This is a genomic window from Paenibacillus sp. oral taxon 786 str. D14 (assembly GCF_000159955.1).
GTDB lineage: Bacteria > Bacillota > Bacilli > Paenibacillales > Paenibacillaceae > Fontibacillus > Fontibacillus phoenicis.
The window spans coordinates 1-15,312 of record NZ_GG695988.1 but is presented as its reverse complement, the minus strand read 5'-3'; the positions used below and the strand labels follow the sequence as shown (position 1 = coordinate 15,312).

16 protein-coding genes are annotated in these 15,312 nt (G+C 54.7%); all 16 read left to right on the top strand.

From position 1 onward, the window contains the following. Nucleotides 1-85: 85 nt before the first annotated feature. The 16 genes from nadA (at nucleotide 86) to lysS (ending at nucleotide 15,204) form a co-directional block, all read left to right on the top strand. Entirely contained in the window at nucleotides 86-1,024 is a 939-nt protein-coding gene (gene nadA, locus POTG_RS18140) for a quinolinate synthase NadA (protein WP_009226311.1), read from the top strand. A gap of 36 nt (nucleotides 1,025-1,060) precedes the next feature. Beyond that, the gene (gene nadB / locus POTG_RS18135; RefSeq protein WP_036646156.1) at nucleotides 1,061-2,677 is read left to right on the top strand and encodes an L-aspartate oxidase; all 1,617 of its coding nucleotides are present in this window, start codon (nucleotides 1,061-1,063) and stop codon (nucleotides 2,675-2,677) included. Then, nucleotides 2,667-3,533 (top strand): carboxylating nicotinate-nucleotide diphosphorylase, encoded by an 867-nt coding sequence (nadC, locus tag POTG_RS18130; RefSeq protein WP_009226309.1) that lies wholly within the window; start codon nucleotides 2,667-2,669, stop codon nucleotides 3,531-3,533. Before nadB ends, nadC begins: the two co-directional genes overlap by 11 nt. Before the next feature lie 7 nt (nucleotides 3,534-3,540). After that, nucleotides 3,541-4,305 carry a type III pantothenate kinase gene (locus POTG_RS18125; protein WP_009226308.1) on the top strand — a complete coding sequence of 255 codons (765 nt, stop codon included), beginning with the start codon at nucleotides 3,541-3,543 and terminating at the stop codon, nucleotides 4,303-4,305. A 72-nt stretch (nucleotides 4,306-4,377) separates the two neighbouring features. Continuing rightward, nucleotides 4,378-5,268: an Hsp33 family molecular chaperone HslO gene (gene hslO, locus POTG_RS18120; RefSeq protein ID WP_009226307.1), complete on the top strand. Its 891-nt coding sequence runs from the start codon at nucleotides 4,378-4,380 to the stop codon at nucleotides 5,266-5,268. A 286-nt stretch (nucleotides 5,269-5,554) separates the two neighbouring features. Beyond that, the gene (gene cysK / locus POTG_RS18115) at nucleotides 5,555-6,493 is read left to right on the top strand and encodes a cysteine synthase A (RefSeq protein WP_009226306.1); all 939 of its coding nucleotides are present in this window, start codon (nucleotides 5,555-5,557) and stop codon (nucleotides 6,491-6,493) included. Between the two features lie 168 nt (nucleotides 6,494-6,661). Further along, nucleotides 6,662-8,176, top strand: coding sequence for an anthranilate synthase component I family protein (locus POTG_RS18110; protein WP_036646154.1), 1,515 nt, complete (start codon nucleotides 6,662-6,664; stop codon nucleotides 8,174-8,176). Between the two features lie 51 nt (nucleotides 8,177-8,227). Beyond that, a complete protein-coding gene (pabA, locus tag POTG_RS18105) occupies nucleotides 8,228-8,809 on the top strand; it encodes an aminodeoxychorismate/anthranilate synthase component II (RefSeq protein ID WP_009226304.1) in 582 nt (193 codons plus the stop codon). Continuing rightward, the gene (locus tag POTG_RS18100) at nucleotides 8,806-9,777 is read left to right on the top strand and encodes an aminotransferase class IV (RefSeq protein WP_009226303.1); all 972 of its coding nucleotides are present in this window, start codon (nucleotides 8,806-8,808) and stop codon (nucleotides 9,775-9,777) included. The genes pabA and POTG_RS18100 overlap by 4 nt, the downstream gene beginning before the upstream one ends. Then, nucleotides 9,758-10,594, top strand: a complete 837-nt coding sequence (gene folP, locus POTG_RS18095) for a dihydropteroate synthase (RefSeq protein ID WP_036646185.1) — start codon at nucleotides 9,758-9,760, stop codon at nucleotides 10,592-10,594. The genes POTG_RS18100 and folP overlap by 20 nt, the downstream gene beginning before the upstream one ends. Before the next feature lie 30 nt (nucleotides 10,595-10,624). Next, nucleotides 10,625-10,987 (top strand): dihydroneopterin aldolase, encoded by a 363-nt coding sequence (folB, locus tag POTG_RS18090; protein ID WP_009226301.1) that lies wholly within the window; start codon nucleotides 10,625-10,627, stop codon nucleotides 10,985-10,987. Between the two features lie 10 nt (nucleotides 10,988-10,997). Then, nucleotides 10,998-11,546, top strand: a complete 549-nt coding sequence (gene folK, locus POTG_RS18085) for a 2-amino-4-hydroxy-6-hydroxymethyldihydropteridine diphosphokinase (RefSeq protein WP_009226300.1) — start codon at nucleotides 10,998-11,000, stop codon at nucleotides 11,544-11,546. Further along, nucleotides 11,498-11,707: a helix-turn-helix domain-containing protein gene (locus tag POTG_RS23325; protein WP_009226299.1), complete on the top strand. Its 210-nt coding sequence runs from the start codon at nucleotides 11,498-11,500 to the stop codon at nucleotides 11,705-11,707. The genes folK and POTG_RS23325 overlap by 49 nt, the downstream gene beginning before the upstream one ends. 41 nt (nucleotides 11,708-11,748) lie before the next feature. Further along, nucleotides 11,749-12,750, top strand: a complete 1,002-nt coding sequence (dusB, locus tag POTG_RS18075; protein ID WP_009226298.1) for a tRNA dihydrouridine synthase DusB — start codon at nucleotides 11,749-11,751, stop codon at nucleotides 12,748-12,750. A gap of 367 nt (nucleotides 12,751-13,117) precedes the next feature. Continuing rightward, entirely contained in the window at nucleotides 13,118-13,594 is a 477-nt protein-coding gene (gene greA / locus POTG_RS18070) for a transcription elongation factor GreA (RefSeq protein ID WP_009226297.1), read from the top strand. Between the two features lie 101 nt (nucleotides 13,595-13,695). Continuing rightward, the gene (lysS, locus tag POTG_RS18065) at nucleotides 13,696-15,204 is read left to right on the top strand and encodes a lysine--tRNA ligase (protein WP_009226296.1); all 1,509 of its coding nucleotides are present in this window, start codon (nucleotides 13,696-13,698) and stop codon (nucleotides 15,202-15,204) included. Nucleotides 15,205-15,312: the final 108 nt, after the last annotated feature.

Sequence of the window (15,312 nt, the reverse complement as noted above, 5' to 3'; positions counted from 1 at the left end):
TCCCGGACGACGCGAAGAGATAGAGAGCCAGGATGGGGTTAATACAGCAACAGACGATACATGAGCTTATGGGGGAGGAATTCAAGTGGAGGCTCTAGCGCTTGAGCGTAAAGCCGAAATGAACCGCGAATTGCGGGAAAGACTGGTTCAGCTCAAGAAAGAACGCAATGCCATCATACTGGCGCATTATTATCAGCGGGATGAAATTCAAGAGGTAGCGGATTTCCGGGGCGATTCTTTTTTGCTCGCTCAGAAGGCCGCTTCGACGGATGCGGATACGATCGTGTTCTGCGGCGTGCATTTCATGGGCGAAAGCGCTAAGATTTTGGCGCCGAACAAGACGGTGCTTATTCCTGACGAACGTGCGGGCTGCCCAATGGCCGATATGGTGAACGTCGAAGGCTTGCGCAAGCTAAAGGCTCAACACCCGAACGCCAAAGTGGTGACCTATATTAACTCTTCCGCAGAAATTAAAGCGGAAACGGACATCTGCTGCACCTCCTCCAATGCGGTGAAGGTAATTAACTCCGTGGATGCGGACGAAATTATCTGGGTGCCGGATAAGAACCTTGGCCATTACGTGCAGCAACATACTGACAAGAAGCTGATTATTTGGGAAGGCTACTGCAACACGCATGATATGCTGACCGTGAAAGACGTCGTTGAGATGAAAGCGAAATATCCCAACGCCGAGTTTGTCGTGCATCCGGAATGCCGTCCGGAAGTGGTGGCGATGGGCGATTTCGTGGGCAGCACCACGGCGATCATCGATTACTGCAAAAATTCCTCCGCGAAGGAGTTTATCGTGGGCACGGAGGATGGAACGGGGTATCAGCTGCGTAAAGACAGCCCGGACAAAACGTTCCATTTTGCCACGAAATATCTGGTATGCCCGAACATGAAAGTCAATAACCTGAAGAAACTGGTGAAATGCCTGGAAACGATGCAACCGCAAATTTACGTACCACCCGTCGTTGCCGACAAAGCCAGATTATCCTTAGAGCGCATGTTACAAGTTAAGTAGCATGCGCTACTCTCTTGTTCAAGATAGGTGACGAACGTGATTCCACAATATTTGGTTGATTTTGAGGCAAGCCGATTGACGGTCGTGGATACGGATGTGATTGTGATCGGTTCGGGGATTGCTGGTCTTTTTACGGCTATCAAAGCAAGTGAAAAGAATCGCGTAATCCTAGTCACGAAGAAATCCATGCTGGAAAGCAATACCCGGTATGCGCAGGGCGGGATTGCCGCCGTGATCTCTGAGGACGATTCCCCGGCCTATCACCGTCAGGATACGCTGCTGGCCGGCGCGGGATTATGCTCCTCCAAAGCGGTTGACATTCTCGTAAATGAAGGGCCGGAAGGCGTTAGAGAACTGATGAAGCTGGGCACGGCCTTCGATCTGGAAAACGGGGAGCTGGCTCTGACGAAAGAGGGAGCGCATAGCCATCGCCGCATCTTGCATGCGCATGGGGACGCGACGGGGTATGAGATCGTGCGAGCCCTGTCCGAGCAGGCGGACGCCCATCCTAACATCGAGGTTTGGGACAATCATTATGTGATCGATTTGATTACGGAGGAGAACGAATGCCTGGGGGCGCTCGTGCAGCGGCCTGACGGGCAGCGTGTGTTCTTACGCGGAAATGCTACGATTTTATGCTCCGGCGGAGCCGGGCAGCTGTACCGCTATACGACCAATCCCGAGGTAGCCACGGGGGACGGTGTTGCTATCGCTTACCGGGCGGGAGCGGTGCTGCGTGATATGGAGTTTATTCAATTTCACCCGACTTCGTTATGTTACCCGGGCGCCCCGCGGTTTCTCATTTCCGAGGCAGTTCGCGGCGAAGGGGCCGTGCTGCGGAATATTAAAGGCGAGCGGTTCATGAGCAAATACCATGAGCTGCTGGAGCTGGCGCCGCGGGATATCGTAGCGCGGGCGATCGTGAGCGAGATGGAAGCGGCGGGGGCAAGTATCGTTTATCTCGATATCACGCATGAAGATCCGGAGAAGATCAAGGCCCGTTTTCCAACGATTTACGAAACCTGCCTGCGTTATGGGCTCGATTTAACAAGTGACTGGATTCCGGTCGCTCCGGCAGCGCATTATATGATGGGAGGCGTTCGCGTCAACCATTATGGCGAGACGAGCGTGCAACGGTTGTTCGCCTGCGGTGAGGTTTCGTCGACCGGCGTACACGGCGCCAATCGGCTCGCCAGCAACTCGTTGTCGGAAGCGATTGTGTTCGGCCGCCGGATTATCCAGCGGATTCAGGAGCTGCCGCCGCGCACTCGAACGGGCGAGACGGTTGCTTACCATGGCGGCCGCATGGCGCCTGCTCCGTTCTCTCTGGTGGAACGCCGCCTCGACCTGCAGAAGACGATGGTGCGCCGCATTGGCCTGCGCCGCACGGCAGAGGGGCTTGCCAAGGGCATCGAGGAGCTGGAGAATCACAAGGCGATTTTTAGTCAGGCGCTGCATACCCGTGACCAATGGGAGTATGCCAATATGTTGACCTGCGCGCTACTGCTGGCCAAAGCGGCGCTGGCCCGCGAGGAGAGCCGGGGCGGACATTACCGCGAGGACTTCCCGGAACGCAATGACGCGAAGTGGCGCAAGCATTTGTTGTGGCAGCGGGATCAAGGAATGTTGGAGGAAATTAGCGATGATGTTTAATGGATATCATGAAGGGCTCGTGGAGTCCATCCGCGGCTGGCTGAAGGAGGACGTAGGCTCCGGGGACGTGACGACCGCCGTCACGATCCCTGCCGGCCATGAATCCAAAGGGATCATTCACGCCAAGCAGGGCGGCATCGTTGCCGGAATGCCGGTGGCTCAGCTCGTCTTTGAGATCGTGGACCCGAGCCTGACGTTTACGCCGCACGTGAAGGACGGCGAACGCATCGAGAAAGGTACGATTCTGGCTGAAGTCGAAGGAAGCACGCATAGCATATTAATCGGGGAGCGGTTAGCGCTGAATTTGCTGCAGCGTCTGTCCGGTATCGCTACGCGGACGAACATGTTCGTCGAGGCGCTTGGCGGCCTGCCAACCCGCTTGGTGGACACGCGCAAGACGACGCCGGGACATCGGATGCTGGAGAAGTATGCTGTCCGCACCGGCGGAGGTTCGAATCACCGCTTCGGGTTGTATGACGCGGTGATGATCAAGGATAATCATATCAAAGGGGCCGGGGGGATCACCCAAGCGGTCAGCCGCGCCCGCGCTCAGATTCCGCACACGATGACCATTGAGGTGGAGACGGAAAACCTGGAGCAGGTCGAGGAAGCGCTGCAAGCTGGAGCGGATATCATTATGCTTGACAACATGGCGCCCGATCTGATGAAGGAAGCGGTGCGCCGAATCAAGGCGAAAGCGCCGCATGTGACGGTGGAAGCGTCGGGCAACGTGTCGCTGGAAACGATCCGCGGCATTGCTGAGAGCGGCGTAGACGTCATTTCCGTGGGACGGTTGACGTATTCTTTTGAAAGCCTGGATATCAGTTTGGACCTGAACGGCAAAAAGGAGGCTTAACAGGCGCATGTTCCTTGTAGTCGATGTAGGCAATACGAATATCGTGCTGGGGATTTACCGGGGCAAGGAATTGCTCCATCATTTCCGCATCAGCACGAACCGTCAAGCCACGGTGGACGAGTACGGCGTATTGATCCATAATCTGTTTGATATGGTGGGCATCCGGGCAAGTGAGATGGAAGGCGTGATCATCTCTTCGGTTGTTCCGCCGTTAATGCACGTGCTGGAAGAGCTGTGCGATAAATATTTGCATCACAAGCCGCTGGTCGTGGGTCCGGGCATCAAAACCGGGCTAAACCTGCGCTACGAAAATCCACGCGAGGTTGGTGCCGACCGGATCGTCAACGCGGTGGCTGCCATCGAGAAATACGGCGGGCCGCTGGTGGTTGTTGACTTCGGCACAGCCACTACGTTTGACTGTATCGATGCTGCGGGCAATTACCTTGGCGGCGCGATTGTGCCGGGGATCGGCATCTCGACCGAAGCGCTGTATCAGCGCGCTTCCAAACTGCCGCGTATCGAACTGGAGAAGCCGAAGAAGGTGATCGGCCGCAACACGGTGCATGCGATGCAGGCGGGGATTATTTTTGGCTATGCCGGCCAGGTTGATGGCATTGTTGAGCGGATTGCCCGGGAGATGGGCGCGAAACCAAAGGTTATTGCCACCGGAGGGTTAGCCGAGCTGATCGCCAGCGAAACGCGCACCATCGAGGAGGTTAACTCGCAATTGACTTTGGAGGGTCTTCGAATTATTTACGAGCGCAATCAATAATGCGGATAATAGATCATGGGAAGAATAAGGGTTTGATTGACCTTTAAGGGATGAAAGGAGGTCCTTCGCAACATGGACCAAAACAATAAGCAAGACCGGTTAATCCGCGGGATCGCCATGGGCGGGAAAGTGCGCGCCTTCGCGGTGCGGACGACCCAGCTGGTGGAGGAACTGCGCCGCCGGCATGATACCTATCCGACGGCAACCGCAGCTTTGGGGCGGACGGTGACCGCTGCTGCCATGATGGGTGCGATGCTCAAGGGCGAGGATAAGCTGACCGTTCAGGTGAAGGGCGACGGACCGATCGGACAAATCATTGCCGATGCGAACGCCAAGGGCGAAGTGCGCGGCTACGTCAAGAACCCGCATGTCCATTTGCCAAGCAACAGCCAAGGGAAACTGGACGTGCGCGGGGCAGTCGGCACCGAAGGGTTTATCCATATCACGAAGGATTTGGGGCTCAAGGAGCCTTATCGCGGGAGCGTACCACTGATTTCCGGTGAACTGGGCGAGGATTTCACCTATTATTTTGCCGTATCGGAGCAAACTCCATCCGCTGTTGGACTCGGTGTCTTGGTGGACGTGGATAACTCGGTGATCGTGGCCGGCGGCTTTATCATTCAACTGCTGCCAGGCTTAAGCGATTCGGAGATTGATTCGATCGAAAAGGCTATTGGACAGCTTCCGCCGGTTACGGCTTTGCTTGACCAAGGGCTGGAGCTGGACGAAATGCTTCGTTGGATTGTGAAGGATGTGCAGGTTCTGGAGGAGATGGACATCGTATTCTCCTGCAACTGTTCCCGGGAACGGGTTGAACGCACGTTGATCAGCTTGGGCAAGCAGGAGCTGGAGGAGCTGCGGGATGAAGGAAAAGAGACGGAGGTTGTGTGCGATTTCTGCAATGAGCCGTACTTGTTTACGCCGGAGGAAATCGACCAGTTGATCGCCAAAACCGAGAAATAAGATTGCCAAGAGAAAAATATATACTGGGAGCCTGTATCCCTTAACCCGCTGGGTAGGTCCAAGATACTTTGCGATCGGGGGGCAAAAGTCCCTTGAAAGCAAAGTATTTTTTGTGACTTTTCTTGACAACTCCGATCGGCGTTGTTAAGATTATAATTAGAAAACCAACTTATTTACTCGGAAATAAATGAAAGTCGATGAATCGTGCATCCTAAATTATCTCAGCTTTCATTTGTGGGCAGCCAGATCGACTTGGTTATTTTTATCCAAAGGGAGGATATTTGATATGGCAAAAGTCGTGAACAATGTTACGGAATTGATCGGAGATACGCCGCTGGTCCGTTTGAACCGGGTTGTACCGGAGGACAGCGCCGAAATCTACGTGAAGCTGGAATACCAAAACCCAGGCTCCAGCGTGAAGGACCGGATTGCGATCAGCATTGTAGAAGAAGCAGAAAAAGCCGGCAAGCTGAAACCAGGCGGCACGATTATCGAAGCAACCAGCGGTAACACAGGGATTGGCCTCGCGATGGTGGCGGCAGCCAAAGGCTATAAAGCCGTAATCGTCATGCCGGAAACGATGAGCTTGGAACGCCGCAACTTGCTGCGCGCTTATGGGGCAGAGCTTGTCCTCACGCCGGGGGCTGAAGGTATGAACGGTGCGGTGAAGAAAGCAGAAGAACTGCTGGCCGCTAATCCGGATTACTTCCTAGCAGACCAATTTAGAACTCAGGCGAACGTGAAGATCCACCGCGAGACGACGGGGCCGGAAATCGTTGAAGCCATCGAATCGCTGGACGGACGCCTGGATGCATTTGTTGCAGGGATCGGTACAGGCGGTACGATTACCGGTGCAGGCGAAGTATTGAAGAAACGGTTCCCGAATCTGAAAATTTACGCAGTTGAACCGGCAGCATCGCCGATTTTGGCTGGCGGTAGACCAGGTCCTCACAAAATCCAAGGCCTTGGCGCGAACTTCATTCCGGAAATTTTGAACCGTGAAATTTATGATGAAATCATTCATGTCGAGAACGAAGAAGCGTTTGAGCAAGCGCGTATTGTAGCAAGACAAGAAGGGATTCTGTCCGGAATTTCTTCCGGCGCTGCCGTATTTGCTGCATTAAAAGTTGCGAAGCAACTGGGTAAAGGCAAACGTGTCGTTGCCGTCATTCCAAGTAACGGCGAACGCTATCTCAGCACGCCGCTGTACAATTTCGAAGCTTAATCGTTTCGCGGTAAGAGCGATGACAACCCCCGGCCGTTCCAACCGAACGGTCTGGGGTCTTTTATTTTTCGCGATAGGTGTTTTCCTTATAGGGCGTCTTCTAGTATACTAGCTTCCAATAAGACTAGAGCTTCTTCAGGCTGAAAATGTGGGGGATCAGCGCGCTTGATGAAAAAGATAATGACTTGGGAGCAATGGAAAGAATGGGCAGACACGGGTAACTGGACGATGCTGCCCTTCGCGGTCAAAATTCCGCTGGCGGCTGCCGGCTTGCCTGAGGACTGGTCCAGGGCTTGGGAGGAAGCCGGGCCGTATGCCTTTGTATTGGAAAGCGGCAAGGTTGGACGCTATACCTTCTTGGGGTTAAATCCGGTCTCCGTCCTTCGCGGCAAGGGCGATCAGGCCGTGGTGGAGGATCTCGCTTCAGGAGAAGTTTCGGTGGTGTCGGGCAAGCCGCTCGACCTGTTGCGGGACTGGATGGAACCGTTCCGTTCTCCAGGTTGGCCGGGTTTGCCCAAGTTCAGCGGCGGGGCCGTCGGTTATCTCGCCTATGACGTAGCGCGATCGCTGGAGCGGCTGCCGAACCTGGCGCAGGACGATCTTGGCCTGGATGATTACGTCTGGATGCGGTTGGAGGAGCTGTGGGTGATCGATCAAGCGGAAGGCGACGTGTATTGCATCGTCCATGTCCCGATCGCGTCGGCGTCACCGGATCAGCTGCGTGACAGCTATCACCTCGCTGAAGCGCGGGCTATGCGAATGGCTGACCGTTGGAAGAGCTTTTATGCGTCGGCGACAGGCCCGGTAGACGCAGCAGGTTCGGCAGAGCCTTCTTCGCTTACCGACGAGGAGATGGAACGCCGCCGCATGTCCGTCTCAATGACGCGGGAGGCGTTTGAAGCGGCGGTGCTTCGGGTGCAGGAATATATCGCGGCCGGCGACGTATTCCAGGTGAATCTTTCGCTGCGCCAGGCTTTTCCGTTGGCCGCTTCGCCGGAGCGGGTGTACGAGCAGCTGCGCAGGTTGAATCCTTCGCCGTATATGGGCCTGCTCCGGTTCCCTGACTTCCAGCTCGTGTCCGCTTCGCCGGAGCTGCTGGTGAAGGTGGAGCAAGGACGGATCAGCACCCGACCGATTGCGGGGACGAGACGGCGGGGGCATACGCCGGAGGAGGATCAGCAGATGGAGGCGGAGCTGCTTGCCAGCGAGAAAGAGCAGGCCGAGCACATTATGCTGGTCGACCTCCTGCGCAACGATATCGGCCGGGTAGCGGAGTACGGGACGGTACGGGTCAGCGAGCTGTTTGCCGTGGAGCGGTACTCGCATGTCATGCATTTGGTCTCCGAGGTTGAAGGGGTGCTGAGTTCGGATCATTCAGTTTATGATGCGATTGCGGCTGTTTTTCCCGGAGGAACGATCACCGGAGCGCCTAAAGTGCGGACGATGGAAATCATCGAGGAGCTGGAGCCTGTTACGAGAGGCCCCTACACCGGCGCGATGGGATGGATTGACTATGCCGGGAATATCGAATTAAATATTATTATACGTACGCTGGTCGCGAAGGACGGCGTCGGCTACTTGCAGACGGGTGCCGGCATCGTCATCGATTCGGACCCGTACCGTGAGTACAGGGAATGCTTCAACAAAGCCAGAGCCGTTGCTCTGGCCGTTCAACAGACTTAAGAACTTAAGAAGAGCCAGCTGGACAAAGTCTAGGACAGGAGATGAGATGAGATGATTTTAGTGATCGACAACTATGATTCTTTCACGTACAATCTGGTGCAGTATTTAGGTGAGTTAGGCGAGGAAGTAACTGTCCGCCGCAACGATGAGATCGATCTTGCGGGTATTGAGGCTTTGCAGCCGGATCATATTTTAATATCCCCCGGCCCGTGTACGCCCAATGAGGCCGGGATTACGCTGGATTTGATTGAGCATTTTAAAGGGGTTATCCCGATCTTTGGCGTTTGTCTGGGGCATCAGGCGATCGGTCAAGTCTTTGGCGGCAAGGTGATCCGTGCCGAGCGGCTGATGCATGGGAAGACGTCGCCCATTTACCATCAGGGAGAATCGGTGTTTGCCGGCCTGCCGTCGCCCTTCACGGCTACGCGGTACCATTCACTGATTGTGGAGCGCGAGAGTCTGCCGGATTGCCTGGAGATTACCGCAGAGACGGCGGAAGGGGAGATCATGGGGCTGCGCCACAAAGAGTATGCCGTCGAGGGCGTGCAGTTCCACCCGGAATCGATCATTACCCAGCATGGGCACCAAATTCTCCGTAACTTCCTGAACCGAAAGGCGGAAGCCAAAGCATGAATTACATCGGGGTGGATGGCGTTCCGACCCCGGTCGATCAAGCCGTGATCTCCGTGATGGATCACGGCTTTATGTACGGGATCGGGTTATTCGAGACATTCCGCACGTACGGAGGGCGGCCGTTCCTGCTGGATCGGCATCTACAGCGGCTGGAGGCGGGCTGCAGGGCGCTCGGGATGGCGTACCAGGCTGATCTTGGCCGGGTTGAAGCGGAAATTGCCGAGCTGCTCGAGCGGAACGGATTGGAAGAAGGCTACATTCGGTATACGGTAACGGCTGGCGAGGGGCCGTTGGGCTTGCCTGCCGGCGACTACGAGAAGCCGAGGGTCGTGATCTACGTGAAGCCGCTGCCGGAGCCGAGTGCGGCGTTGTACACGGACGGGAAGCCGTTGTGGCGGCTGGCAACGCCTCGGAATACGCCGGAGGGCGAGGTTCGTTTCAAGTCGCTGCATTATATGAACAACGTGCTGGCGAAGCGCGAACTCGCCCGGTTGGAACGCGAGGCACAGCACACGGCGGATGCTCCTGCGGCGCATGCGCATGGGAGTAGACCTGCCGCTGCACCCGCTGAGGGACTGTTGCTGACGGCGGATGGCTGGCTGGCGGAGGGAATCGTCAGCAATGTATTTTTTGTGCGAAATGGTAGATTATATACGCCGGATGTGAAAACCGGCATTCTCCCCGGCGTTACTCGCGCTAGGGTGCTGGAGCTGGCGGCCGAGCAGGGGATTGCGGCGGAGGAAGGCCGCTACACTTGGGACGAGCTGCTGGCGGCCGACGAGGTCTTCCTGACGAATTCGATTCAGGAGCTCGTGCCGGTGACGAAACTGGTAGAGCCCGGCCAGCCCGGCGGCCAAGGGACGTTGCGGCGCACGGTGGGGACTGGGCAAATCGGACCAATGACGCGCCTGTTGTTGGGGAAATATAGGGAGAAAGCGAGGAGTGGCGATGCAGCCGATCATTTATAAGCGAAGCTACCAACTGGGCGAGGCCTCTTTGACATTAGGGGATCGCACGCTGGTGATGGGGATTTTGAATGTGACGCCGGACTCTTTTTCCGATGGGGGTCGTTACAATAATGTGGAGCTTGCCGTTCAGCATGCCCGTGAGATGGTTGCGGAGGGCGCGGATATCATTGATATCGGCGGGGAGTCGACGCGGCCGGGCCATGTGCCCGTAAGTGAACAGGAAGAGCTGGAACGGGTCATCCCTGTCGTCGAGGCACTCCATCGCGAGCTTCCTCACGTTCCGTTGTCGGTGGATACGTACAAGGCGCAGGTGGCGTACGAAGCGTTGAAGGCCGGGGCGCATATCATTAATGATATCTGGGGCTTTAAGGCGGAGGCACGGATGGCGGAAGTGGCGGCGGAGTTTGGTTGTCCGGTGATTTTGATGCATAACCGCCATGATCGCAATTACCGCGATTTGCTTGCCGATGTGGCTGCGGATTTGCGGGAGAGTGTGGAGATCGCTCGAAAGGCTGGCGTTAAGGATGAAAATATCATTTTGGACCCCGGCATCGGTTTTGCCAAGGACGATCTCGAGAATCTGCGCGTGATGAAGGCGCTGGACGAATTAGCGGCATTGGGGTTCCCGCTGCTACTTGGCACGTCCCGTAAACGATTTATTCGTACCGCCTTAGACCTTCCGGTCGATGAGGTGGTGTTCGGAACGGCGGCCACCGTGGCGCTGGGGATTGCGCAGGGCTGTCAGATTGTCCGCGTTCATGACGTGAAGGAGATCAAGCAAACCGTGCAGATGTGTGATGCGATCGTGTACGCTTGACCCATTTGCCGGTAAAGGGAGCTGAAATGAATGGATAAAATGGTGCTGCGGCGCATGGAATATTACGGGTACCATGGTGTTTTTGAGGAAGAGCGTAAGCTCGGCCAGCGCTTTTACGTGGATTTGGAGCTCGCGCTGGATCTGCAGCAGGCCGGGGTTAACGACGACTTAACTCAAACGGTAAATTATGCCGAAGTGCATGAACTGGTCAAGGGTATCGTTGAGAAGAAAAGCTTCAAACTCATCGAAGCCCTGGCGGAGCATATTGCATCTGCGGTATTGGACACTTATACTAGGGTAGATGCGTTAACGGTTCGAGTTACGAAGCCGCATCCGCCGTTTGATGTGCATTTTGACGGTGTGACGGTCGAGTTGTATCGTTCCAGAAAGTGAGCTAATATTTATGACTACGACATCTCCCTCTGAGCTTTCAGAGGCTTATATTGCTTTAGGGGCTAATCTGGGCGACCGCGAGGCCACCCTGATGCAGGCGATCTCGGAATTGCAGAAGCATCCTGAGATCGAGGTATTGCGCTGCTCCAATCTATATGAGACGGATCCGGTAGGTTATTTGGATCAGCCTTGTTTTGTGAATATGGCCGTTGCTGTCCGGACGTCGCTGGATCCTGAGGCGCTGCTGACCTTCATGCTGGATATCGAACTGCGGCTGGGACGGGAGCGTACGATCCGCTTCGGGCCGCGGACGGTGGACCTGGATTTGTTATGGGCCGGCGGCAGGGTGTTGGACACACCGCTTCTGACCTTACCGCACCCGCGGATGATGGAGCGAGCTTTTGTGCTCATTCCCTTGGCCGACATCGTGCCGGAAGGAGAGCCTTCCGGGCTGTTTGAACGGATTCACAATGCCCTAGACAACTTAGATGGAAAGGAAGGCGTCCGGTTTTGGAAAACATGCAACTGGCACAGCGCATCCGCGCTTTCCGAAAGCTAAAAGGCTTCACCCAGCAAGAGCTGGCTGAGAAGTCCGGCGTATCCCTGGCCTTATTGGGCGCGGTAGAACGGGGGAACCGCCGGGCAGATGATCAAATGTTAACTAAAATTGCACAATGTTTAGGAATATCCTTAGCGGAGCTAAAGTCTGATCTGAAGTGAACCGCTGATTTAACTATTTTATTGCATGGGAGGGAACCATCTTGCTGAAGATTGGCGATGTGGAATTGAAGAACCAAGTCGTACTTGCCCCGATGGCAGGCGTATGTAATCCGGCCTTCCGTCTGATTGCCAAGGAATTTGGGACAGGGCTTGTCTGCGCTGAGATGGTTAGCGATAAAGCAATCCTTCACGGCAATAAGCGGACTCGAGAAATGCTCTTTGTGGACGAGCGGGAAAAGCCGCTTAGCCTGCAAATTTTCGGCGGGGATCGCGCGTCGCTCGTAGAAGCGGCGAAAGTCGTCGATCAGGAAACCAATGCCGATATCATCGATATTAATATGGGCTGCCCCGTACCGAAGGTGACGAAATGCGACGCTGGCGCACGCTGGCTGCTTGACCCGAATAAAATATACGAAATGGTTGCGGCGGTTGTGGATGCGGTAAGCAAGCCAGTCACGGTGAAAATGCGCATTGGTTGGGATGCGGAGCACATCTACGTCGTGGACAACGCCAAAGCGGTTGAGCGAGCCGGCGGCAAAGCCGTGAGCGTTCACGGCCGGACTCGGGAGCAATTGTACACCGGTAAAGCGGACTGGAGTTACATCCGCCAGGTGAAGGAAGCGGTGTCGATTCCCGTCATCGGTAACGGCGATGTGGCGACACCCGAGGATGCGAAACGGATGTTGGATGAGACCGGCTGCGACGGTGTGATGATCGGTCGCGGGGCGCTTGGCAACCCTTGGATGCTGTACCGGACCGTCGAGTACTTGAAAACAGGCGTATTGCTTCCTGAGCCGGATGCGGAGGAGAAGATTCGCATTGCCATCCTGCACATGGACCGTTTAGCGGCGCTGAAAGGCGAGCTTGTTGCTGTTCGCGAGATGCGCAAGCATTTGGCTTGGTATTTGAAAGGGTTGAAAGGTGCGGCGCGCATCAAAGACCTCATAATGGAAGAAAACCACCGGGATGAGATGGTGCGGATTCTTGAGAATTTTGTCGCCGACTTGGCGGCGGGAACGGTGCGCGATGAGGTGTCCGCCTAAGGTTTGAAGTGGAGAGGGGTGTCCTCTCATGGGGGGACCTCTTATACATGAAACGTTTACATTTGTAAAATCGGGCGTCATTGACATTTCGGAATCGTTCACCTATAATTTCACAATATAAATTCGCCTCAAGTGCCAGTCTCTCCCATATGAGGGTCTGACCCTTATCACATATTGCATATAATTAACACAACAAGCAAGAATCGAAGTGATCACTGTGGCCGGAAGCGAGCGCTTCCATGCACCTGGGCGGCAGTGGTACGGCAAAGGAACCATTCCTTTTGGGAATCGTTCGTTTTCCAGGGGAGTTTTCAGGTGCCGCACGTACCGTGCGAAAATTTTTTCCATGACAGGAGAATCGGTTGAGATGAGCGATAAAGAAGTTATCCTTACCCAAGACGGTCTGAAAAGACTGGAAGAAGAATTGGAGAACTTGAAATCCGTGAAACGCCGTGAAGTCGCGGAACGGATCAAGGTTGCCATCGGATACGGGGATATCAGCGAGAACTCGGAATATGAGGACGCCAAGAACGAGCAAGCATTTATTGAAGGACGGATCATCACTCTGGAGAAAATGCTGCGCAACGCGCGGATCATCAACAACGATGAAATCGACACGGATACGGTAAGCATTGGTTCGATCGTGACGGTGGAAGATCTGGAATTCGGCGATACGATGGAATATGCGATCGTCGGGACCGCGGAATCCGATCCGATGCAGAACAAAATTTCGAATGAAAGTCCTGTCGGCAAAGCCATTCTTGGGAAGAAAAAAGGCGCCATCGTGGACGTCAACGTTCCGGCAGGCGTGATTCAATATAAAATCGTGGACATTAAGAAGTAAGGCGGAATGAGCGAGAGAAGAAGCTTCCCCAGCGGAGGCTTCTTTCACTGTTTCTTTTGTCGGCGAGCAAATTCAGCTGGATTAAGGAGTGGAGTAGGGTAATGAGCGAAGAGATTAATAACCAGGAAGCGATGGAGGTCAGCGAGCTGCTGCAAATTCGCCGTGATAAATTGGACGAGCTGCGCGGGCTTGGGATCGACCCTTTTGGCAAAAAATATGAACGCACCCATATGGCGGGTGACATTCTCCGGCAATATGACGGGCTGTCCAAGGAAGAATTGGAGGAGAAGCACGTCGAGGTGACCATCGCTGGAAGAATCATGGCTAAACGGGTCATGGGTAAAGCCAGCTTTGCGCATCTGCAAGACTTGTCGGGCAAAATTCAGATTTATGTCCGTCAAGACAGCGTGCCTGAAGTGAAGTATCAGGCGTTCAGCATTCTGGACCTTGGGGACATCGTAGGGGTAACCGGTGAGGTGTTCAAGACCAAAACCGGCGAAACGACGATCAAGGTGAAGGACCTAGAGGTGCTGTCGAAGTCGCTGTATCCGTTACCGGATAAATATCACGGCTTGAAAGATGTCGAGCTGCGTTATCGCCAGCGGTATGTCGACTTGATCGTGAATCCTGAAGTGCAGCAGACGTTTATCAAACGTTCGCAGATCATCCGATCGATGCGCCGTTACCTGGATTCCCTCGGCTATTTGGAAGTGGAAACGCCGACGCTGCATAACATTGCCGGCGGTGCAGCCGCCCGTCCGTTTATTACGCATCACAATGCGTTGGACATGCAGTTGTATATGCGGATCGCGATCGAGCTTCACTTGAAGCGCCTGATCGTTGGCGGCTTGGAGAAAGTCTATGAAATCGGCCGGGTCTATCGGAACGAGGGGATCTCGACGCGTCATAACCCGGAATTTACGATGATCGAGCTGTATGAAGCGTATGCCGACTATAAAGATATTATGGCGCTCACGGAAAATCTGATCTCCCATATCGCGCAGGAAGTGCTGGGGACTCAAGTGGTGCACTACCAAGGGCATGAGGTTAACTTGAAGCCGCAATGGCGTCGCGTGTCTATGGTTGATGCGGTTAAAGAAGTAACCGGCGTCGATTTCAGCGTGCAAATGAGCAATGAAGAAGCGCATCGTTTGGCTAAGGAGCATAATGTTCCGGTGGAGCCGCATATGACGTACGGTCATATTTTGAACGCGTTCTTTGAGCAATTTGTGGAGGAGACGTTAATCCAACCGACGTTCGTTTACGGACATCCGGTGGAGATCTCGCCGCTGGCGAAGAAGAACGAGCAGGATCCGCGGTTTACGGATCGTTTTGAGTTGTTTATCGTAGCTCGTGAGCATGCTAACGCTTTTACGGAGCTGAACGACCCGATCGACCAACGTCAGCGTTTCGAAGCACAGCTGCTTGAGCGTGAGCAAGGCAATGATGAAGCGCATGAAATGGACGAGGACTTCATCCGTGCTCTCGAGTACGGGATGCCGCCGACCGGTGGTTTGGGCATCGGGGTGGACCGCCTGGTGATGCTGCTGACCGACTCGGCTTCTATCCGTGACGTACTGCTGTTCCCGCATATGCGTTCTGCGGAATAAGAGTTTGGAATAGAACAAGCCCGGCTATAGGCTGGGCTTGTTTTTTATAATATCAGAAAGTATAAACTTCGGGGCATTGGCATCCTGATATCGCAAGAAAAACTTCCA